This is a genomic window from Pseudomonas sp. YNh, from assembly GCF_037993085.1.
GTDB lineage: Bacteria > Pseudomonadota > Gammaproteobacteria > Pseudomonadales > Pseudomonadaceae > Aquipseudomonas > Aquipseudomonas putida.
Map to the genome: position 1 here is coordinate 23334 of NZ_JBBMRJ010000012.1, position 22673 is coordinate 46006.

Annotated in this window: 15 protein-coding genes; 14 read left to right on the plus strand and 1 reads right to left on the minus strand. The window is 64.2% G+C overall.

Annotated elements, in window-relative coordinates; genetic code table 11:
• Positions 1-13: 13 nt before the first annotated feature.
• The 11 genes from WF331_RS14395 to WF331_RS14445 all read left to right on the plus strand — a co-directional run bounded on the left by WF331_RS14395 (position 14) and on the right by WF331_RS14445 (position 18749).
• On the plus strand, positions 14-3811 hold the full coding sequence (locus WF331_RS14395; RefSeq protein ID WP_340623022.1) for a type VI secretion protein IcmF/TssM N-terminal domain-containing protein: 3798 nt from the start codon (positions 14-16) through the stop codon (positions 3809-3811).
• A complete protein-coding gene (tagF, locus tag WF331_RS14400) occupies positions 3808-4716 on the plus strand; it encodes a type VI secretion system-associated protein TagF (RefSeq protein WP_016499520.1) in 909 nt (302 codons plus the stop codon). Before WF331_RS14395 ends, tagF begins: the two co-directional genes overlap by 4 nt.
• A complete protein-coding gene (gene tssM, locus WF331_RS14405) occupies positions 4713-7208 on the plus strand; it encodes a type VI secretion system membrane subunit TssM (RefSeq protein WP_016499519.1) in 2496 nt (831 codons plus the stop codon). Before tagF ends, tssM begins: the two co-directional genes overlap by 4 nt.
• A gap of 143 nt (positions 7209-7351) precedes the next feature.
• On the plus strand, positions 7352-7870 hold the full coding sequence (locus tag WF331_RS14410; protein ID WP_016499518.1) for an Hcp family type VI secretion system effector: 519 nt from the start codon (positions 7352-7354) through the stop codon (positions 7868-7870).
• A gap of 96 nt (positions 7871-7966) precedes the next feature.
• Entirely contained in the window at positions 7967-9052 is a 1086-nt protein-coding gene (gene tssA / locus WF331_RS14415) for a type VI secretion system protein TssA (protein WP_016499517.1), read from the plus strand.
• 48 nt (positions 9053-9100) lie between these two features.
• Positions 9101-11617 (plus strand): excinuclease ABC subunit UvrA, encoded by a 2517-nt coding sequence (locus tag WF331_RS14420; RefSeq protein ID WP_174370453.1) that lies wholly within the window; start codon positions 9101-9103, stop codon positions 11615-11617.
• Positions 11618-11704: 87 nt separating this feature from the next.
• Positions 11705-12214 (plus strand): sigma-70 family RNA polymerase sigma factor, encoded by a 510-nt coding sequence (locus WF331_RS14425; RefSeq protein ID WP_049276534.1) that lies wholly within the window; start codon positions 11705-11707, stop codon positions 12212-12214.
• Entirely contained in the window at positions 12211-13176 is a 966-nt protein-coding gene (locus tag WF331_RS14430; RefSeq protein WP_284398378.1) for a FecR domain-containing protein, read from the plus strand. The genes WF331_RS14425 and WF331_RS14430 overlap by 4 nt, the downstream gene beginning before the upstream one ends.
• A gap of 212 nt (positions 13177-13388) precedes the next feature.
• The gene (locus WF331_RS14435) at positions 13389-15806 is read left to right on the plus strand and encodes a TonB-dependent receptor (RefSeq protein ID WP_340623023.1); all 2418 of its coding nucleotides are present in this window, start codon (positions 13389-13391) and stop codon (positions 15804-15806) included.
• A 163-nt stretch (positions 15807-15969) separates the two neighbouring features.
• Complete coding sequence (locus WF331_RS14440) at positions 15970-17619, plus strand: MFS transporter (protein WP_340623024.1); 1650 nt, start codon at positions 15970-15972, stop codon at positions 17617-17619.
• On the plus strand, positions 17616-18749 hold the full coding sequence (locus WF331_RS14445; RefSeq protein WP_284398386.1) for an HlyD family secretion protein: 1134 nt from the start codon (positions 17616-17618) through the stop codon (positions 18747-18749). The genes WF331_RS14440 and WF331_RS14445 overlap by 4 nt, the downstream gene beginning before the upstream one ends.
• Positions 18750-18765: 16 nt before the next feature.
• Here WF331_RS14445 and WF331_RS14450 read toward each other — a convergent pair whose 3' ends face one another.
• On the minus strand, positions 18766-19641 hold the full coding sequence (locus tag WF331_RS14450) for an AEC family transporter (RefSeq protein WP_016499510.1): 876 nt from the start codon (positions 19639-19641) through the stop codon (positions 18766-18768).
• A gap of 515 nt (positions 19642-20156) precedes the next feature.
• Between WF331_RS14450 and WF331_RS14455 the strand changes: the two genes are divergently transcribed.
• The 3 genes from WF331_RS14455 to WF331_RS14465 all read left to right on the plus strand — a co-directional run bounded on the left by WF331_RS14455 (position 20157) and on the right by WF331_RS14465 (position 22529).
• A complete protein-coding gene (locus WF331_RS14455) occupies positions 20157-21455 on the plus strand; it encodes an MFS transporter (RefSeq protein ID WP_340623025.1) in 1299 nt (432 codons plus the stop codon).
• 165 nt (positions 21456-21620) lie between these two features.
• Positions 21621-21929: a hypothetical protein gene (locus tag WF331_RS14460; RefSeq protein ID WP_016499508.1), complete on the plus strand. Its 309-nt coding sequence runs from the start codon at positions 21621-21623 to the stop codon at positions 21927-21929.
• A gap of 48 nt (positions 21930-21977) precedes the next feature.
• Complete coding sequence (locus WF331_RS14465; protein WP_340623026.1) at positions 21978-22529, plus strand: YbhB/YbcL family Raf kinase inhibitor-like protein; 552 nt, start codon at positions 21978-21980, stop codon at positions 22527-22529.
• Positions 22530-22673: the final 144 nt, after the last annotated feature.

Sequence of the window (22673 nt, forward strand, 5' to 3'; positions counted from 1 at the left end):
GAGTCAGGAAGACATGAAAACATTACTGCGTCTGTTGAAAAGCTTCTGGGTGCTGCTGCCATTGCTGTGGCTGGCCAGCCTGTTGATTTGCTGGCTGGCCGCGCCGCTGGTGCCGTGGCTGCGTCATCACGTGCCGGAAGCGCTGGCAATAATCAGTGCCTGCTTCCTGCTGGTGATTGTGCTGCGCCAATATCAGCGCATCCGTGCCGAGCACAACCTCGAGAACCTGCTGCAAATCGAGGTCGACCGCTCGTGGAATGCCACCGGCGAGTTCCGTGACCAGCAGGTACTGCGCGAGCGCCTGAAGCACGCCATCGCCATGCTGCGCACCGACCGCTCTGCCGGAGGCGGCGGCAAGGCCGCGCTGTCCGATCTGCCCTGGTACCTGGTGGTTGGCATGTCGGCTGCGGGCAAGACTTCGCTGCTGACCCATTCCGGCTTGTCGGCCAGCATTGCCACGGCCAACGACAGTGAAAGCGGTACCCAGCACTGCGACTGGTACTTCAGCCCCGATGCCGTGATGATCGATACCGCCGGGCGCTACCTGCGCGACGACCAGTCGGCCAGCGAGTTCTCGGCCTTTCTGCGGATGCTGCGCAAGCAGCGCGGCAAGGCGGCGATCAATGGCCTGGTCCTGGTGGTAAGCCTGCCCGAGTTACTGGCGGCCAACAGCGATGAGCGCAATGCCCTGGCCAACCAGTTGGTGGCACGGGTCGAAGAGTACGCCGAATGCCTGGGCGCCAACCCGCCGATCTACCTGATGCTGAGCAAGACCGACCAGTTGCCGGGGTTCAGCCAGGCATTTGAGGGCCTCGACCTGCACGAACGCCAGCAGCCGCTGGGCATGACCTTTGGCCTGTCGGAAATCCGCAACAATGGCCTGCACGCCGTGATGCAAACGCGGCTGAAAAACCTGCAAGGCGGTATTCGCCAGCACGTCGACGCACAGATGATCGCCCTCGGTGCCGAAGCCGATAGCACCCTGTTGAACTTCCCGCAGTATTTCGCCGCCCTCAGTGAAGTGCTCGAACCCTTCCTTGACCACTTCACCCAGGGCCATCGCGGTGGTAATCCGCTATTGCTGCGGGGCCTGTACTTCACCAGTGCGCTGCAGACCGGGCAGCAGCTGGGGCAGGTTTACGAAGACGTCATCGCCGATGAGTTCGCCCTCCAGGCGGCCTACGACGAGCGCGTCGAAAGCACCACCAAGGCCGTCGGTAACCGCAGCTACTTCATCACCGACACCTTCCGCCGGGTGATCTTCCCGGACCGCGACCTGACTTTGTACCAGTCGCGCCAGGGCAGCCAGGCCGCGTTCAGCCCTCTGTTACTAGGCCTGGCCGTCGCCACGGGGGTTGTGTTCATCGGCTGGCAGGCTCTTTCGTTCATCAACAACCGGCAATGGCTCGAAGGCCTGCGCGGGCAACTGGCGCAGATCGAACAAGCGCAGGAGCGCGAGCAACTGCTGGCTGCCGGCAAGGGGTTGGAGGTGCTGCGCGAACAGATGTCGATCGTCGAAGCCCATCGCCTGCAAGGTGTCCCGCTGCAATTGGCTGCCGGCCTTTACCATGGCGAAGCGATCCACCAGGTGAGCAGCACCGCTTACCTGGCGCAATTGCGCAGCCAGGCGCTGGAGCCGATCGCCCGCAGCCTGCAAGTGCAGATGCGCGCGTTCAACACCTTTGCCAACGGCATCAACCAGGCCCTGGAGTTCACCCCGGCGCCGCAGCCTAAAAAACGCAGCGGCAAGGCGATCGCCGCTGCCGTGGCCGCCAAGGCCGCCGCAGTCGACACCCGCCTGGGCGCCTACGCCGCCAAGGTCAACCTGGCCACGGCCAGCGATGCTGCCGAGCTGTCTGCCACTACCGGCGGCCTGTCGTTGTCCGAAGAAATGCTTGGCCGGCTGAACGAACAACAGGTGGCCTCGATCATCGAGGCCTACAACACACTCAAACTGTACCTGCTGCTGACCGAACCCCAGGCTCACCCGGACCCGGCCTTCGTCTCTGCAAGCCTGCCCCAGGCCTGGGCCGGCGCAGCAGTTGAAGGGTCCCCGGCCGACACCCGGGTAATCGAGGAAAACGTGCCGCTGTACGTGCAGCTGCTGGAGCAAGGCCAAGCGCCCGCGCTGCCGCGCAACGAGCAGTTGATCAATGAAACCCGGCAGAACCTCAAGGCATTCATGATCTCCAGCTCCCTGGTCGATCGCGAATACCTGCGCCTGCAACTTGAGTCGAGCCGCCAGTTCCCGGCGCTCAGCCTCAACGACCTGGTCCCGCAACCGGGCCGCGCGCTGCTGTACAGCTCCGCTGGGGTACCGGCAATCTACACGCGCCAGGGCTGGGACACCTTCGTCAAGCCCGAGCTGATCAAGCTGGTGTCGGGCAACCTGCGCAACGAGTCGGACTGGGTGCTGGACGGCGAAGGCGGCGATGCCGTCGTGCAAAAAGCCAACTTCGTGCGTGAGTTCATGGCCCGCTACAAGCGCGACTACACCCAAGCCTGGTACAAGATGGTCAGCAGCGTCGGCATGCGCCACTTCGCCGACCTGGCCTCGGCCACCGATCAACTGGGCCTGCTCAGCGACGTGCAGAACTCGCCGGTGAAGAACCTGCTGGCTGCGGTCAATGACAATACCCGCTGGGACCTGCCGATCAACCATGCTATCCCGAGCCCAGGTGCCGCCCGCGATGACGGCTTCTGGAGCAAGGTCACCGGCCTGTTCGATGCCGATCACGCCCTGCCCGCCAACGTCGCCCCGGCCCTGCCGGCAGTGGATGACGGCAGCCTGGCCAAGCGTTTCGAACCGGTGGCGCGGGTGTTCGCCGAGAACAACGCAGAAGGCGCCGACAGCACCATCATGGACCGCTACCTGGCTGCGCTGCGCAAGCTCAAGGTGCGCATGAACAACATCCAGCGCTCGCAGGATGTGGGAAAGGGCAGCAAGCAGTTGATCAGCGAGACCCTGGAAGGCCAGCCGAGCGAAGTCACCACCGTACGCAATTATGTGGAAGGCAGCGTCGATACCAGCCAGGACGGCCTGTCCCGCTCCTTGCAGGGGCTGTTCAGCCTGCCCATCCAGTACGCCTGGGCCACCCTGCGCGACCCGGCCGGCCAGCAAATCGCCAAAGCCTGGGCACAGCAGATCGCCAAACCGTGGGAACAGGTCATGGCGCACCGTTACCCCATTGCCGGTAGCAGCAACAACGAAGCGTCGGTGAAAGACCTGCAGCGCTTCGTCGACCCGCAAAGCGGCCTGCTCCCGGCGTTCAAGCGTAACGAAATCGGCAACCTGGCCGGCGGTGAAGGCCTGGGCGTGGGTGACAGCAAGGGGCCAGCGCTGGTCAACCCCGGCATGCTCAACAGCATCGACAAGGCCAGCTCGGTGGGCCAGGTGATCGCCAGCCTCTCGGACCGTGACAACGGCTTTGAGATCATGCTGGAGCCTTCGGCCAACTTCACCGACATCGTGTTCACGCTCGATGGCCAGGAACAGCACTACCGTAACGGCCGCAGCAGCTGGAACCGCTTTGCCTGGCCGGCCACCAGCAACGCCCCCGGCGCACGCCTGGACGTGGTTACCCTGAGCGGCGCACGGCTTACCGTGTTCGACTTCCCGGGCCGATGGGGCCTTCTGCGCATGAACGAAAGCGCCCGCGTCGACGACCTGGACGGCATTCAGCAACGCTTTAGCTGGAACACCGCCAGTGGCCGCGTGAGCCTTGTTGTACGCAACTTCGGTGGGGTCAAGCTGACCGATCTGGGTAACGTCAAGGCCCTGAGCGCCCTCAACGACAGGGGCGCGCAATGATCGGTTGCTTCGGCAAGCTACCGACGAGCGCGGACTTCGTCAGCCTGCACGGCGCGACGGAGGAAGCCTGCGAGTTCGACGCCTGGTTGCAATCATCGCTGGTGGCCATGCGCCACCGCGATGACTGGCAAGCGTTGTTCGACACGCTGCCGATGTGTTTTTTCAACTACCGCGCACGCAACGGCAACTGGCTGCTGGGCGGCCTGCTCAGCTCGCGCGATGCCAGCCAACGGCGCTACCCGTTCTTCATCTTCCAGCTGATCAAGGGCGAGGAAGGCATTGCAGGGGTCAATCCGTTCACCCTTGGCGAACTGTTCAGCGCGCAGATCAAGCCTTTGCTGCATCAGGCCGTACAAGGCGCCGATTGCGCCAGTCTGTTCGAACGGATCAAGGCCTTGCGCCCGCTGCAGGGCCAGGACCTGGACCTGTTCCGCCGGGTTCATGCCAAGTTCCTGCACGACTTCAGCTTTGCTGATGTCGCCCGCGCCCTGCACGGTTCGTGGCCGGGCTTCGACAGCGCCACCGCGCTCGCTCACCTGAAAAACAGCAGGGGCTCGCTGCACGGCGACTTTGCGGGCGGCATTGAATTGCCACTGCCGGCAGAACGCGGCCTTAAAAATCCTGTTGCCGATCTGTGGCTGACCTGGCTGACACGCATGAGCGGTAGCCATGGCGTGCCGGCGGTAAGCCTGCTGGCCGATGACTTCATGCACCCGCGCCTCTACTGCTTCCCGTCGCGCCATGCCAACTGCGCCTACCGACTGCTCAGTGGCTGCGCTGACAAGGGTGAGCATCTGAAATTGCTGAGCCCGCTGACAGGTGCGCCACAGCTGCACGATTACGACCGACCTCTTGAACACGTCATCGACCAGTTCGTCGATGCACTGGATGCGACGCCTGTATGAACAAGATCAAGTACTACTGCCTGCGCTACCAACCCTACCTGCTGGGAGTGGCGTTCTTCCTGGCGATTTTCCTGGTCTGGGCCATTGGCCGTGCCTTCGGCTTCGCCTCGCTGCACAGCTTGCTCGCAGGTATCGGCGTGTTTCTGTTGCTGTCAGCGGGCTATGTACTGCTGCTGTACCGCGGTGTCGGCCAACACCACAACCTCGAAGGCTTGCTGCGTGACGACGCTGACCAGGCCGTACTCAGCGCCACCCCGGCCGACCGCGAAGAAGTCAGCCTGTTGCGCGAGCGCCTGCTGCAGAGCATCGAGCGCCTGCACAGCAACAAGCCCCGCGGCGCCTCGGCCAAAGACGCGCTGTATGCCCTGCCCTGGTACCTGGTGATAGGCCAGCCGGCCGCGGGCAAGAGCACCATGATCCTGCAGTCGGGCCTGAACTTCCCCTATGCCGAGCGCGAAGGCGCAAGGGTGGCGGGCCTGGGCGGCACGCGCAACTGCGACTGGTTTTTCAGTTCCGAAGCGGTGCTGCTGGACACCGCCGGGCGCTACATGAACAGCCCGGAAGAAGCCGGCAAATGGCGCGGCTTCCTGCAGCTGCTGCGCCAGCATCGCCAGCGCCGTCCCCTCAACGGGTTGATCGTGAGCGTCAGCATCGACGACATCCTGCATGGCTCGGCCGAGGACCAGGAGCGCGTGGCCAAGCGCCTGCGCGAACGCATCCAGGAAAGCTGCGCCCTGCTCGAAGTGCGCCTGCCCATCTACCTGGTGTTCACCAAGTGCGACCTGATACCCGGGTTTACAGCGTTCTATCGCCAGCTGGACGACGCCTCACGTGGCGAAGTGATGGGCAAAACCTTCTCGCACAAGGGTTACGAACAGGCCGACTGGGGCCAGCGCTTCGGCAAGGCCATGGACGAGCTGACCGGTTACTGGCGGCAGGTGGCAGGCCAGCAGTTGGTGCAACAGGACATTCAGGTAACTCGGCAGAACAACGCTGCTTATCGGTTCCCGCTGGAGCTCGCCGCCCTCAAGCCGCGCTTGCAGCAGTTCGTCGACAGCCTGTTGCGTGCCAACCCGTACCAGAGTGCCGAAATGCTGCGCGGTTTCTATTTCACCGCCGCGCTGCAAGCCGACGAAGCCCAGTGGGGCAGCCACGGCCAGCATGTGGCCGAGCGCTTCGCACTCGAACACGCCGCAGGTGCTGCCGAAGCTGGCAGCCAGCCGGCGCCGCTATTCATCAATAGCCTGTTCCGCAAGGTCATCATCCCCGACCAACACCTGGTGGCGCTGTACACCAGCAACCATCGCGAACGCCGGCGCAAGGCTGGCTGGGTCGGCGCCGCCGGCCTGGTAGCCATTGTGCTGTGCAGCCTGTGGGGCTGGTCGTACCTGAACAACCGCGCCACCCTGGCCAGCATTGCCGGCGAACTGGCCCAGGCCAAGGCCGACGACCAGGCTGCCAGCGGCCAGTACACCGCCTGGCGTAGCCTGGATCGCTTGCGCTTCTGGGCCGCGCACTACTATCAGCAACACCATGAGCAGGGCGTGCCGCTAGGCATGCGCCTGGGCCTGTACCAGGGCCATGAAGTCGAGCCGCTGCTGCGCAGCCGCTACTTCGCCACGTTGCAGAACGTGATGCTCAAACCCACGGCCGACAACCTCACGCGAACCCTTTACCTGTTGACCACGCTCAAGGTCTACCAGCGCAACACCCGCGAGTTGCAGCCGGTGAGCGGTGTTGACAGCGTCGAGGCCGAGGCGCTGCCGCATGACAACCGCGCCCAGTCGATCGCCGATTTCGGCAAGGCCACCCTGGACACTTATGTGATGCTGTCCCCGGCCCAGCGCGAAAAGGCCGACCCGGCGTTCCTCAAGGCGCACCTGCCGGACTACTGGTACCCGGCTATCGCCCGCCACACCGGCCAGCGCATGACCGCAGCCGGTAGCGAAGCAGGCAGCAACCAGGACTACCTGTACGCAAGCAGGCAGATCACTTTCTATAGCGACCAGATCCGTGAGCCGGATGCGCCACGCATCCTCGACAACGCCTTCCTGATGTCCAGTTCGCGTAACTACATCGACAGCCTGCGGGCTCAGTCGCTGCGCTCGATCGAGACCATCACGCTGGAATCCGACACCCTGTTCGCTTTCGGCCGCGCCGACTTCCAGAGCCTTAGAAACGAAGGCCAGGGCCAGCTTAGCGCGATTGCCAGCAAGCTGCTGAACACCCCGAACATCGGCAAGATCGTCATCTCGGGCCACGCCGACCAGTTGGGCGACAGCCAGGGCAACCTGCAGGTTTCGAAACAACGGGCGCAAACCATACGCACCTATCTGGTCGGCAAGGGCGTGCCTGCCGAACTGGTGGTTGCACAAGGCGAAGGGAGCCGCAAGCCATTGGTCAATTGCGATATGCAGCAACCGCGGGCGCAATTGATCAAGTGTCTTGAGCCCAACCGCCGGGTAGAAATCGAAGTGCGTGGTCTCAACTGAGCCATGCCGCAAGAACCGGTCGCCCGGGCCTCACAGGAGGAGGCCCGGGGGGCGGCAAGCTACCTCTGCCGGCGTGCCCGGCGAGGTCAAAACCAAGGGGCGCATGAGCAACCCTTTACATGTTGTTAATGGAGAGTTTCACAATGGCATTTGACGCGTATATCCAAATCGACGGCATCCCGGGCGAAGTACTGGATGACAAACACAAGGACTGGATCGAAGTGCTGGGCTACGAGTACGGCGCCACCCAGGCTACCTCGGCAACTGCCAGCTCCTCGGGTGGTGCGTCGTCCGAGCGTGTTGCCCTGAGCGACTTCAAGATCCGTAAAGCCGTCGACAAGGCTTCGGCCAAGCTGTTCGAGCACTGCTGCACCGGCAAGCACATCGCCAAGCTGAAACTGAACGTGAACCGTGCAGGTGGCGATAAAGTCACCTACCTGACCATCGACATGGAAGAAGTCGTGGTCTCGTCGGTGAAGTTCGTTGCCGGTGGCAACCAAGGGGGTGAAGACAAGGCTGTCAGCGACCTGCCAATTGAAGAAATCAGCTTCAACTTTGCCCGTATCAAGACCACCTACACCCAGCAGAACCGCACCGACGGTCAGGCCGGCGGCAACATCGTCGGTGGCTGGGACCGCACCGCGAACAAAGTGTTTGCCTAAGCAGGTGACAAACCATGGGCCGCTGCGGCGGCCCATACCCGGCAGCGCCGCCAGTTTTTCTGGCGCGCTGTTCATTAGCCATGTCCAGAGTGTTATATGCCTGAAATTCTCAATGACCTTTCGCTGGCCACGCTGGCCGCCCCCATCGAGGGTGGCAGTGGCGAAGACTTGAGCTTCTCTGCCTTGTTCGACCAGATCAAGGAGGCACGCCGGGCCGACCCTGACTACCTGACCCAGGGCGACTGGCAAACCGACCTGAAGACTGCCAACTGGGAGCAGGTGATCGACCTGTCGGCGCAAGGGCTGGCGGAGCAGAGCAAAGACTTGATGCTGGCGGCCTGGCTCAGTGAAGGGCTGGCTCAGCGCGAGCACTTCAAAGGTATCACCTTTGGCCTGGAGCTGACCGAACGGGTGCTGGACGCGTTTTGGGAGACGCTGTACCCAACCCTGGAAGACGGCCTGGATGAGCGCGCAGCGCGGCTGTCCTGGCTCAAGACCACGCTCAGCGACATTGCCGGTGGTTTGCCCATTACCCAAGGGCAGAATTTTGGCGTGTTGCGCTATGACGAATCACGCCACGTAGAAAACCTCGCCTTGCAAAACCCCAAGGCAATGCAGACAGCGCTTAACGAAGGCAAGATCAACGCCGAGATTTTCCAGCGCTCGGTAGCACTTAGCGACACCGATCACCTGCGCGCCAAGGCCTTGGAGATTGCCACCAGTCTCAATGCATGCAAGCGCCTGCAGGCTACGGTAGACCGCCTGTTCGAGCGCGAGGCACCCAGCTTTGCCAGCCTTGCCGACATGCTCTCGCGTGCAAGCCAGCTGGCGGAGAAACTGCTCAAGGACCGCGGTGTCGAGCTGCACCCCACCCTCCTCGAGGAGCAGGAGCCAGAGGCCGTCACGGCCAACCCCCAATCAGCAGGTGAACAAATGGATACACGCCCACCGGCGACTGTGCCAGCCGCCATGCGCACCACGCCGCTGACCCGCGATGAGGCGTTCACCATGCTTGCGGGCATTGCCCAGTACTTCAAGCAGAGCGAACCGCAAAGCCCGGTACCCTACCTGATAGAACGTGCAATAAAGTGGGGCAACATGCCGCTGGAAGGCTGGCTCAGTGATGTGATCAAAGACAACAATGTCGTGGACAACATCCGTGATGTGCTGGGCACCCGCTAGAATGCTGTTACTTTGACGGCCACTCCCCCAACGTTCAAGGATCGCCGCATGCGTCAGCGCCCTACCTCGCCAACGGGTTTTGTCCGAGTCCGTGGCGCCCGCGAGCACAACCTGAAGAACATCGATGTGGATGTGCCCCGCGATGCCTTGGTGGTATTCACCGGCGTGTCCGGCTCGGGCAAGTCTTCACTGGCTTTTTCCACGCTGTATGCCGAAGCCCAGCGTCGCTATTTCGAATCGGTGGCCCCCTACGCCCGGCGCCTGATCGACCAGGTTGGCGTGCCAGACGTGGATGCCATCGACGGCTTGCCGCCGGCGGTGGCGCTGCAGCAGCAACGCGGCACGCCCAGCGCACGTTCCTCGGTGGGTAGCGTGACCACCCTGTCCAGCTCGATCCGCATGCTCTACTCGCGCGCGGGCCACTACCCGGCCGGGCAGGCGATGCTGTATGCCGAAGACTTTTCACCGAACACGCCCCAGGGCGCCTGCCCGGAGTGCCACGGCCTGGGCCGGGTCTACGAGGTGACCGAAGCGACCATGGTCCCCGACCCGTCGCTGACCATCCGCGAGCGCGCGGTGGCGGCGTGGCCAATGGCCTGGCAGGGGCAGAACCAGCGCGACATCCTGGTAACGCTGGGCTATGACGTCGACATTCCCTGGCGCGACCTGCCCCAGGCGCAGCGCGACTGGATCCTGTTCACCGAGGACACGCCCACCGCACCTGTGTATGCCGGCCTGACCCCGGCACAGACCCGCGAAGCGCTAAAGCGCAAACAGGAGCCCAGCTACCAGGGTACGTTCATGGGCGCCCGGCGATACGTGCTGCATACCTTCATGCACTCGCAAAGCGCGCAGATGCGCAAGCGCGTGGCCCAGTACATGCGCCCCAGCCCCTGCCCGCTGTGCCAGGGCAAGCGCCTGAAGCGCGAGGCACTGGGCGTGACGTTCGCCGGCCTGGACATCGCCGAGCTGTCGCACCTGTCGTTGCAGGCGCTGGCCGAGGTATTGCGCAAGGTGGCGGCAGCGGACTACCTGACCCAAAAACAGGACCCGCTGACGGTAGAAAAGCGCCTGGCTGCCCAACGCATCGCCAACGAGTTGCTCGAACGCATCGATACCCTGCTTGCCCTTGGCCTCGGTTACCTGGCACTTGAGCGCAGCACCCCGACCTTGTCCTTCGGTGAGCTGCAACGCCTGCGCCTGGCCACCCAGCTGAATTCGCAGCTGTTCGGCGTGATCTACGTGCTCGACGAGCCGTCGGCCGGCCTGCACCCTGCCGACAGCGAAGCGCTGTTCGAAGCCCTGCAACGCCTGAAGCAGGCTGGCAACTCGGTGTATGTGGTGGAGCACGACCTGGACACCATGCGCCGCGCCGACTGGCTGGTGGATGTAGGGCCAGATGCCGGCGAGCATGGCGGCACCATCCTCTACAGCGGCCCGCCCGCAGGCCTGGCCGAGGTCGAGCCGTCGCGCACTCGCGCCTACCTGTTCAGTGCCCCGGCCCGGTCCACGCGTGAGCCCCGGCAGGCCCGCGACTGGCTGAAGCTTGAAGGCATCACCCGCAACAACCTGCACAACGTCAGCGCCGCCTTCCCGCTTGGCTGCTTTACCGCCGTTACCGGCATTTCCGGCTCGGGCAAGTCCAGCCTGGTCAGCCAGGCCCTGCTTGACCTGGTGGGCGCGCACCTGGGCCATGCCGAGCAACGTAGCGAGCCGGAAGAACAAAACCTGGAAGACGAACCTGAACAGGCCAGCAGCGGCCACGTGAGTGCGGGCCTTGGCAGCATCAAGCGCCTGGTGCAGGTCGACCAGAAGCCGATCGGCCGCACACCTCGCTCCAACCTGGCCACCTACACTGGCCTGTTCGACCATGTGCGCAAGCTGTTCGCCGCCACCGATCAGGCCAAGGCCCAGGGCTTTGACGCCGGGCGCTTTTCCTTCAACGTCGCCAAGGGCCGTTGCGCCAACTGTGAAGGTGAAGGGTTTGTCAGCGTCGAGTTGCTGTTCATGCCCAGCGTCTACGCGCCCTGCCCGACCTGCCATGGCGCCCGCTACAACCCCGAAACCCTGGCTGTCAGCTGGCAAGGCATGAACATCGCCCAAGTGCTGCAACTGACGGTCGACCAGGCCCTGCAGGTATTTGCCGAACAGCCACCGGCGCGCCGTTGCCTGCAAGTGCTGCAGGATATCGGCCTGGGCTACCTGCGCCTGGGCCAACCGGCCACCGAACTGTCCGGTGGCGAAGCGCAGCGCATCAAGCTGGCTACCGAACTGCAACGCCAGGCCCGCGGTGCAACCCTGTATGTGCTGGATGAGCCCACCAACGGCTTGCACCCGCAAGACATCGACCGGCTGCTGGTGCAGTTGAACCGCCTGGTCGACAGCGGGCACAGCGTGGTGGTGGTCGAGCATGACATGCGCGTGGTGGCGCAAAGCGACTGGGTGATCGATATCGGGCCTGGGGCCGGAGATGCCGGGGGCAAGGTAGTGGCCAGTGGCACGCCGCAGGAGGTGGCCGGGTGCGCCGACAGCCGCACAGCGGCGTTTTTGGCCAAGGCCTTGTAGCGCCTGCGCATTGCCAGGTTCCACAAACGGCGCTTAGAATGCGATCAATTCTTAATTGCACCCCTTTGCCGGAACCTTGCGCACGCCATGCCGCCCGCCGACCCTACCCTCAACCTGCAGGTCCAGACGCTGTACACCGAGCACCATGGCTGGCTGCAGGGCTGGCTGGGGCGCAAGCTGGGCAATGCCTGCGATGCAGCCGACCTGGCTCACGACACGTTCGTGCGCCTGCTCAGCCGCCAGGGCAATAGCTATTTCGGCAGTGAACCCCGGGCCTTGCTTACCCATATCGCCAAGGGCCTGGTGGTCGACCGCTGGCGCCGCCAGGATGTCGAGCGCGCCTATCTGGAAGCCATCGCCCACCTGCCGCAACCCGAGGTGCCCTCGCCGGAAACACGCTGGCTGATCCTGGAAACCCTGTGCCGCGTCGATGCCATGCTGCGCGACATGCCGGCTCGGGTCCGCCAAGTGTTCCTGCTGTCGCAGCTGGACGGGCTGACCTATGCGCAAATCGCCGAGCAGTTGCAGCTGTCTCTGATTACCATCAAGCGTGACATGCGCACGGCGTTCCTTGCCTGCCTGAGCATTGACGGATGACCGCGCGTATCGACCCGCTGATCCTTGGCGAAGCCGCTGACTGGCTGGTGCACCTGCAATCGGGCACCGCCACCGATGACGATCATCACGCCGTGCAGGCCTGGTGCCAACGCAGCGCCCAGCACGCCCAGGCCTGGCAACGTGCAGAGGCGATTCTCGGTGATTTGCGTCGCCTGCACACCCCCGTTACCGGTGAAACCCTGCGCCGCCTGAGCCGCAACGGCGCAGTGAGCCGCCGCCAGGCCCTGCATCGCCTGGGGCTGTGGCTGCTGGCAGCACCGGCGGCGTGGTTGGCCTGGCGTGAAGCACCCTGGCAGCAATGGGCCGCCGATGCCCGCACTGCAGTCGGCGAGCAACGCGCGTTGACGCTTGCCGATGGCAGCCAGGTGCTGCTGAACACCGACACAGCCATCGATATCACCTTCGATGCCCGACAGCGCCGCATCGACCTGCTGGCGGGCGAAATCCTGCTTACCAGCGCCAAGGACCCTGCCACTCCGGCGCGGCCACTGATGGTGCGTACCCTGCATGGCCGGGCCATTGCACTGGGCACCCGTTTCAGCGTGCACCTCGATGGCCCGTTGACCCGGGTAGCCGTGCTCGAAGGCGCGGTCGAGGCCCGCCCGGAGCACGCCACCAGCGGCCTGCTGCTCCGGGCTGGCGAGCGCAGCGCTTTCGATGCCGACCGGGTACTGCCCGCCGCTGCGCTGGAAACCGGTGACCTGGCCTGGGAGCACGGCATGCTGCTTGCCCGTGACATGCGCCTGGCCGATCTGCTGCAAGCGTTGGCCCGCTATCGCCCCGGCGTGCTGCGCTGCCACCCTGCAGTACGCGAGTTGAAGGTGTCCGGCGCCTTCCCGCTGGCCGATACCGATGCCAGCCTGCGGCTGCTGAGCGACACCCTGCCAGTGACAATCCAGGGCCTGACCCGTTACTGGGTAACCGTAGAACCTCTCGCCTGACGCGGGCCCTGTAGGAGCGGCCTTGCGCCGCGATGGAGCGCGTAGCGGTCCCAAGTTCTGTGCCTTCTTGCAAGATTGCCGGGGCCGCCTTGCGGCCCATCGCGACGCAAGGCCGCTCCTACAGGGGCCGTGAATATTTCGTTGATACCTTTTCCTGCGTCGTCCGGTGATGAGTGCAGAACCTTCATTTTCTGCACCTACAGGACCCTCGCATGACGCCCCGCCAGACGTACCGCTTGCCTTTGAAGGCCCTGAGCCTCGCCATCGCCATGGCCGCCCTGGCCCCCACAGCGATGGCCGCCGATGCCACCTCGCGCAGTTACCACCTGGCTGCCGGGCCACTGGCCGACGTGCTGGCGCGCTTTGCCGCCAGCGCCGGGGTACCGCTGTCGTTCGACCCGGCGCTGCTCAAGGGCGCACAAAGCCAGGGGCTGGAGGGCAACTACAGCGTGCCGGAAGGCTTCGCCCGCCTGCTGGCCGGCAGCGGCTACAGCCTGATAACCACCGACAGTGGCGGCTACACCCTGGCGCCGACGGTGGACCTGGGCAATGCTTTGGAGCTGGGCGCAACCACCATCAACAGCGACCTGGCCGCCAGCAGCGACACCTGGCAAGGTGGCCAGGTAGCCCGTAGCGCCCGCCTGGGCGTGCTCGGCGACCAGGCAATCAGCGACGTGCCGTTCAGCGTTACCAGCTATACCGCCAAGACCATCGCCGACCAGCAGGCCCGCACTTTGGGTGACGTGTTGCTCAATGACGCGTCGGTGCGCCAATCGGCGGGCTTCGGCAACTTTTCGCAGGTGTTCACCATCCGCGGCCTGCCGCTGAATACCGACGACATCAGCTACAACGGCCTGTACGGGGTGCTGCCGCGCCAGATAGTGACCACCGAGGCGCTGGAACGGGTGGAGGTATTCAAGGGGTCGAGCGCCTTCCTCAATGGGGTCGCGCCACAGGGCAGTGGCATTGGTGGTGCCATCAACCTGGTGCCCAAGCGCGCCGAAGATACCCCCACTCGGCATATCACCCTCGACTACGCCACTGGCGACAACGTTGGCGGCCACCTGGACCTGGGCAAGCGTTTTGGTGAAGACAACCGTTTCGGCGCTCGCATCAACCTGGCCCAGCATGACGGCGGCAACGGCGTCGACGACGAAGCCCAGCATTCCACCCTGGTTGCCGTGGCCCTTGACTACCGTGGCGAACGGCTACGCCTGTCAACCGACCTGGGTTACCAGAAAGAGCGCATCAACCAGGGCCGGGCGGTGATCTACCCCAACGGCAGCAAAGTGCCCCACGCCCCGTCTGCACGTGACAATTACTCGCAGGACTGGACCTGGTCACAGCTCGAAGACACCTACGGCATGGTCAACGCCGAGTATGACCTGAACGACAACTGGATGCTGTACGCCGGCGCCGGCGCCAAGCACACCCGCGAAAATGGCGAGTATTCCTCGCTGTACGTCAGCGACGCCAACGGCACCGCGCGTGGTGGTTTCCTGTACTCGCCCCACGACGAAGACAACAAGAGCGCCGTTGCCGGGCTGAATGGCCGCTTCGCCACCGGCCCGGTCAGCCACCGCTTCAATTTCGGCCTGTCAGGCATGTGGGGTGAGCAGCGCTCAGCCTATGAAGCACTGGCTGCGGCCAAGCGCTACGACAGCAACCTGTACAACCCGGTGAAGGTGCCGCGCCCGACCGATACCTATTTCGGCAGCGACCTGCACGACCCGCGCATCGTCGGCAAGAACCGCAACAAAAGCGTGGCGCTGTCCGACACCCTGGGCTTTTTCGATGACCGCGTGCTGCTGACCGTGGGCGTGCGCCGCCAGTCGATCAGCGTGGACAACTGGGCGACCGCCACCGGTGCGCGCAACACGCCGTACGACGAGTCCATCACCACCCCGGTGTATGGCCTGGTGATCAAGCCCTGGGAGCATGTGTCGTTCTATGCCAACCGCATCGAGGGCCTGGCCCAGGGCCCGACGGCACCGTCGAGTGTCAGCAATGCCAACGAAGTATTCCCGCCCAAGCGCAGCAAGCAGGTAGAGGCCGGGGTGAAGCTGGACTGGAACAGTTTCGGCGCCACCCTGGGTGTGTACCGCATCGAACAACCAAACAGCGTCACCTACCGCGCACCCGGCGCAACGCTGGACACCTTCAGCATGGACGGCGAGCAGGTCAACAAAGGTGTGGAGCTGAACCTGTTCGGTGAACCGGTGGACGGCCTGCGCCTGTTGACCGGTGCCGTGTTCATGCACACCGAGCAGAAGAACACCGCCTATGGCAGCAACGACGGCAACCGTGCTGCCGGTGTACCGCGCTTCCAGTACAACCTGGGGGCCGACTGGGACGTGCCAGGCATTCAGGGCGCCGCACTCAGCGCCCGGGTATTGCGTACCGGCGGCCAGTATGTGAATGCGGCCAACAGCCTGAGCATCCCGGCCTGGACCCGGGTGGACCTGGGCGGGCGCTACCGTTTCAAGGTCGATGACAAGCAGGTGACGTTGCGGGCCAATGTGGAGAACGTGGCGAACAAGGCGTACTGGGCATCGGCGTCGACCTCGAACAACTATCTGACCCAAGGTACACCGCGGGTTTTGCGCTTATCGGCCAGCGTGGATTTCTGAGCCTGGAGGCTGGGGCCTGTTTTAGCCTGCTCCGGCTTCTTCGCGGGTGAACCCGCTCCCACAGGTACAGCGCCAGCCTCAAGGCCAGTGTCATACCCGCGAAGAGGCCGGAGCAGGCGGTAACTGTTTTCCTTGCAGTTGCCGCTCAAGTACAGTCTGCCCCATGGACAAATACGCCCCCCGCCAGTGGCTCCCCCACGAAAAACCCAGCCTGCCGGGCTCGCCCTCCACGCCCCTGCATTCGCCAGCCAAACGCCTGGCCTACGGGGTGGTCGGCCTGCTGGTAGCCATCACCGGTGGCCTGGGCAACGCGCTGGTCACCGCCAACCTGGTGTTCCTGCAGGGTGCCTTGGGCGCGACGTCCGCAGAAATGGCCTGGCTACCGGCCGCCTACGTCATGACCAACGTGTCCATCAACCTGCTGCTGGTGAAGTTTCGCCAGCAGTTCGGCCTGCGCGCGTTCACCGAAGTGTTCCTGGTGCTGTATGCCTTGGTCACCTTCGCCCACCTGCTGGTCAACGACCTCAATTCGGCCATCGCCGTGCGTGCGGCCCACGGCATGGTCGGGGCAGCGCTCAGCTCGCTGGGGCTGTACTACATGATCCAGGCGTTTCCCGCGCAATGGCGGCTGAAGGCGATGGTGCTGGGCCTGGGCGCCTCGCAACTGGCGCTGCCGCTGGCGCGGATCTTTTCCGAAGACCTGCTGCAGATCGCCGAATGGCGTGGCCTGTACCTGTTCGAACTGGGGCTGGCACTGGCAGCGCTGGGGTGCGTACTGATGCTCAAGCTTCCGCCAGGTGACCGCTTCAAGACGTTCGAGCCCTTGGATTTCCTGACCTTCACCTTGATGGCCAGCGGCACCGCCCTGCTCTGCGCCGCGCTGTCGCTGGGGCGCATCGAATGGTGGCTGGAGGCGCCGTGGATCGGCGTGGCACTGGCGGCATCGATCGCCCTGATCTTCGCTGGCCTGGCCATCGAGCACAACCGGCGCAACCCGTTGCTGATGACCCACTGGCTGGGCAGCGGTGCGATCATTCGCCTGGCACTGTGCGTGGTGCTGATCCGCATGGTCACCTCCGAACAGTCCACCGGTGCGGTCGGTTTCCTGCAAGTGCTGAACATGGGCAGCGAGCAGATGCGCACGCTGTACTGGATCATGCTGCTGGGTGCCGTGGCGGGCCTGGCCAGCAGTGCCCTGACCATCAACCCCAACCACCTGGTGATCCCGCTGCTGGTCTCGCTACTGGCCATGGCCACAGGTGCGTTCATGGACAGCAGCTCAAGCAACCTCACACGCCCGGCACAGATGTACTTCAGCCAGTTCCTGCTGGCGTTCGGGAGTACCTTTTTTCTCGGCCCGTCGATGGCCCTGGGCATCAGCCATGTACGCGCCAACCCGCGCAACCTGGTGAGTTTTTCGGTGTTGTTCGGTATCTGCAACAACCTTGGCGGCCTGATTGGCGCGGCGCTGCTGGGCACCTTCCAGACCTGGCGCGAGAAATTCCACTCCAGCCACCTGATGGACCGCCTCAGCTTCCTGGAACCGTTGGTTACCTCCCGCGTACAAAGCGGCGGCGCCGGCTACGGTGGCATCTTTGCCGACCCGGCCCTGCGCAACGAGGCCGGCATGCGTGTGCTGGCCAATGCCGCCAGCCGTGAAGCGAATGTCATGGCCTACAACGATGTATTCGTGCTGATTGGCAGCATCGCTATCCTGACCATGATCTGGATATGCATCCGTAGCACCTGGCTCTGGTACGCAAGACGCCAGACCACCTCCACCGACTCCACCCCCGGCGCGCCCACCCGATGACCGACGACACCCGCACCACGACCACCACCGCCATCGCCGAAACCCCGGAGGGCACCACACCCCCCAGCGAGCCGACCAGCCCGGGGCGCTCTCGGCGGGTGCGCATCCTGTCAACGATCAGCATCGCCTGCGTGGCCCTGGCCGGCATCCTGCTGGTGCTCTATGCCTGGCGCCTGCCTCCATTCGGCAGCGCTATCGAAAGTACCGAAAATGCCTTGATACGCGGCCAGGTGACCATCATCGGCCCGCAACTCAGTGGCTACATCGTCGACGTGCCGGTGCACGACTTCCAGTTCGTCAGGGCAGGCGACCTGCTGGTGCAACTGGACGATCGCATCTACAAGCAGCGCCTGGCCCAGTCCATCGCCCAGTTGCAGCAACAGCAGGCGGCCCTGGCCAACAACCTGCAGCAGCGTAAAAGCGCCGAAGCCACCATTGCCCAGCGTCAGGCAGCCATTGGCGATGCCATGGCCCAGGCAGCCAAGGCCAAAGCCGACCTTGGCCGCAACCAGGCGCTGGTCAATGACGGCTCTGTGTCACGCCGTGACCTGGACCTGGCCCGGGCCAGTGAAGCCGCTGCCGTCGCCAGCCTGGCCCAAGCCAGAGCGGCGCTGGAAATCGCCCGCCAGGACCGGGAAACGGTGGTGGTCAACCGGGCCGCGCTGCAGGCCTCGGTGGAGAATGCCAAGGCGGCCGTGGAGCTGGCGCGCATCGACCTCGACAACACCCGGGTCACCGCCCCGCGCGACGGCCAGCTCGGCCAGATCGGTACACGCCTGGGGGCTTATGTGAATTCCGGCGCGCAATTGATGGCGCTGGTGCCCGACACCTTGTGGGTGATCGCCAACATGAAGGAAACCCAGATGGCCAATGTCCGCATCGGCCAACCGGTGAGCTTCACCGTGGATGCGCTCAACCACCTGAAGCTTCAGGGGCATGTACAGCAGATCTCGCCAGCAACCGGCTCGGAGTTCGCCCTGTTGCAAGCGGACAATGCCACCGGCAACTTCGTCAAGATTGCCCAGCGGATTCCGGTGCGCATTACCGTGGATGCCGACCAGCCAGATGCCAGACACCTGCGGCCGGGGATGTCTGTGGTGGTCAGTATCGATACCCGTACTCAGGATTGATGTGCTTGCTGCCGGCCTACATCCACCAGGCCAGCACCACCGGCAACCAGGCAAACGACAGTACCGTGGAACACATCACCAGGTTCGCCACCTGCTCTGGTTCACGGTTGGCCCGTACCGCCATCAGGTAGTTGAACACCGCCACCGGCATCGCCGACTGCACCACCAGGACCGCGCGCTCAAGGGTGTCCATGCCTAGCGCCGCCCCCACTGCCCAGCCCATCGCAGCCCCCAGGCCAATGCGCAAGCCGCCCAGCAACAGGCCACTGCCCACGTGGCGCAGGCGAATGCTGGCCAGCGATACCCCCAAGGTCAGCAGCATCAGAGGGATGGTCATGCCGCCCAGCAGGTCTGCGGTGTTGGCCAGCCAGCGCGGCAGTTCGAAATCGAGAAAGATGATGGGCATGGCGCCCGCCAGGCTGATGACGATCGGGTTGCGCAACAGCGCCTTGAGCGAAGCCGCCGTGCCGGAAATGGCCATGCCGATGGTGAACTGCACGATCGACAGGGTCAGGAAAAACGCCACGGCCAGGGCCAGGCCGTGCTCACCGAAGGCGTACAGGCTGATCGGCAGGCCCATGTTGCCGGTGTTGGGGAACATGAACGCCGGCAGCAGTACTCGCCAATGCATGCCAGAAGCGCGACACACCAGCAACGCGGCCAGGGCCATGCCCAAGGTGCACAGCAGGCAAGCCACCGCCATGCTGGTGAAGGCATCCGGGTTCAGCTCGGTGCGGCTGAGTGTGGACAGCACCAACGACGGGGTTCCGACAGTCATCACAACCCGGGCGATGAAGTCGGTTGGGTAGTCCAGGCCTTTGCGGGCCCAGGCATAGCCGATGCCGGCGACGATGAAAACCGGGGCCAGGACTGCGAACAGCGACGCGAACATGATGGGCCTTCCTTGGTGTGGGTTCAGCATTATGCAGCAGTCCGTGAGAGGGCCGGGGCTGCTTTGCAGCCCAATCGCCGGCAAGCCAGCTCCCAAAGGAAGCGTGTTATTTCCAAGGCATGTGCAATACCTGTGGGAGCTGGCTTGCCGGCGATTGGGCCGCACAGGGGCCCCAAGATGTCTGCCCAAGACACTTTCATGTCGCCCTTGGACTGCGGCGTCTCGTCGCATACCCGTGCCCCTTGGGCAAAAGCTTCCAAGCCCGTAGAATCCCGCTTCCTTTTCGCCCGTCGCCTTGAACGGTGGCAACCCGCAGCAATGACAGAGTCCGTGCCTGAACACATGAACGCACATGTGAAATAGGCTCAACCCTCCCCGCCCGGCCCATTCCCAAAGGTGCCAGCGGTTGAGTCTTGCCCAGGTCGCATCCGTGTCGCCACTCGCCCCCTTGTCGGGTCGAGCCGGTGTGCGCGTCCGAGAAGGCGCTCATTCCGCTCATCCAACTAGAGGTTCGTATGTCTCCGCGTTTGCTGGCCATGGCGCTGGCGCCCCTGCTCGGGCTGTTCATCATTGCCCTGGGCAACGGCTTCATGTCTTCGCTGACCACCCTGCGCCTGGGCGCTGCCGGTGAATCGGCCACCACCATCGGTGTCGTCTCGTCGACCTACTTCATCGGCCTGACCCTGGGCGCCATCTTCAACGACCGGCTGATCTTGCGCATCGGCCATATCCGCGCCTATACAAGCTTTGCTTCACTGATCGCCGCGACCATTCTGCTGCAGGGGCTGTTCTACGATGTCACCTGGTGGTCGGTGCTGCGCCTGATCAACGGCTGGGCAGCAGTGGGCGTATTCCTGGTGATCGAAAGCTGGCTGCTGCTGGCCGGCGACGCGAAAATCCGCGGCCGCCTGCTGGCGCTGTACATGATTGCCTTCTACGGCGCCGGGGTGATTGCCCAGGCAGGCCTGGGCGAAATCACCCAGCTTGGCGACACCGCACCCTTCATGCTGGCTGGCGTGCTGGCTGCCCTGTCTGTGCTGCCTATCGTGATCCTGCCGCGGGTATCGCCCCTGCTGGACCAGGTCGAACCCCTCAAACCCCGCCAATTGCTGGGTGTGGCGCCGTCTGGCCTGGTTGGCTGCTTTGGTTCGGGCGTGGCGATTGCCGGTATCTATGCCCTGCTGCCGTTATACCTGCAGCGCATCGGCCTGGCGGTGGGCGAGGTCGGCAACATGATGGCCTGGGTGATCCTCGGCGCCATGCTGCTGCAATACCCGGTGGGCCGCTGGTCCGACCGCAAGGACCGTCAGGACGTCTTGATCGCCCTGGCCGCGCTGTGCGTGGTGCTTTCGCTGATCACGGTATTCCTGCCGTCGGACTCTTTCCTGCTACCGGCCATGCTGTTCCTGCTGGGTGGTGGCGTGTTCACGCTGTACCCGGTGGCAGTCAGCCACGCGGCCGACCGGGCGCCTTCCGATGCGCTGGTACCGATGATTCAAGGCTTGCTGCTGATCAACTCGCTGGGTTCGGCCATGGCGCCGGTGGCGATTTCGCCGATGATGACCGAGTTTGGCGAGGCCGGGTTGTTCTGGGCCTTTGCCGTGGTCAATCTGGCCATGGTTTGCTTCTTCATGTGGCGCCGTGGCAAGCGCCCGGCCGCAGAGTACCCGGCGCCGTTCACCGCCTCGACCACCTTCTCGCCAACCGGTGCCGAGCTGCGGGTGACCGAAGACCTGATGCATGCGGCGCAGGAGCATCCACCGCTGGAACCGGTCGAAAGCCCGGCGCCAGCGCAGCGCTCGGAATCTCATTGATTCCAGGGCCGCTCTCACAGGAAATCGCATTTCCTTGTGGGAGCGGCCTCGCGTCGCGATTGGGCTGCAAAGCAGCCCCGCAAATGACCACCCGTCGCCTAGAAGGCACCCCGCCACCCGTCGCCAGCCAAACGAATGACAGATCATCCGCAAAGGAGCATTCCCATGATCCGCATTCGCCCGCTTTCCCTGTGCCTGGCGCTGGCCTTGACCAGCCTCACCGGCACCAGCTTCGCCGCCACTGACACCAACACCGACAGCCGTCCGCAAACCGACCAGTCTGGCGGCAAGACCGCCGGTGACGACAGCAGCGTCAACAGCCCCGGCAGTGGCCAGGACAACGACAGCAGCGACACCGGCAGCAACAGCGATGCCGCCGACGGGGCCAGTGGGGGTTCCAACAGCACGGGCGAGGCGACCGGCTCTGGGGCCGGGCACACCGGCGGCACCGCCGAGGACCAGGACAGCCACTAAGGCTCGCCTGGGCTACACTGCGCCCCAAAGCCCTGCCAAGGATTCGTCATGAACGTCAAACCGTGGCTGCTCGCCGCCCTGCTGCCTTGCACGACGTTGGCCAACAGCAGTAACCAAGGTGCGCTGTCGATCAGTTCTTCGTCGTTTACCGATGGTGGCGTGATTGCCCTGCAGCAGGTCGGCCCAGACCCGGCCTGCGGCGCCGGTGAAGAGCGCACCCCGCAACTGAGCTGGGAAAACCTGCCAGCAGGTACCCGGTCGCTCGCGTTGATCATGTTCGATCCGGACGGCGGCAAGGGTATCGGCGTGGTGCACTGGATTGCCTACAACATCGACCCGGAACACGATGGGCTCAAGGAAGGCATGGCGGGGCTCAGTGGGCAATACGTGACTGTGGGGCGCAACTCGCGGGGCACCCTCAGCTACCGGGGCCCCTGCCCACCCGCTGGCGACAACCCGCACCACTACGCACTGACCCTGATCGCCACCGACCTGCCGTTGGGCACCTTGCCCGAAGGCCTGGACCGCAATGGCCTGCTGCAGTTGCTACAAGGCCACGCATTGGGGGCGCAGAGCCTGGTCGGTCGTTATGGCCATTGAACCAGTCAGTACAAAAACAAATGATCGGCCCCATAGCATTTATCCATTGAATGGCCCGGTAAAACTGAAGTAAGCTCGGGCTCATTCACTGGAGAGCAACATGCCAAAACACACCCGCAACCACGCCAACCACACCGGTCGCAA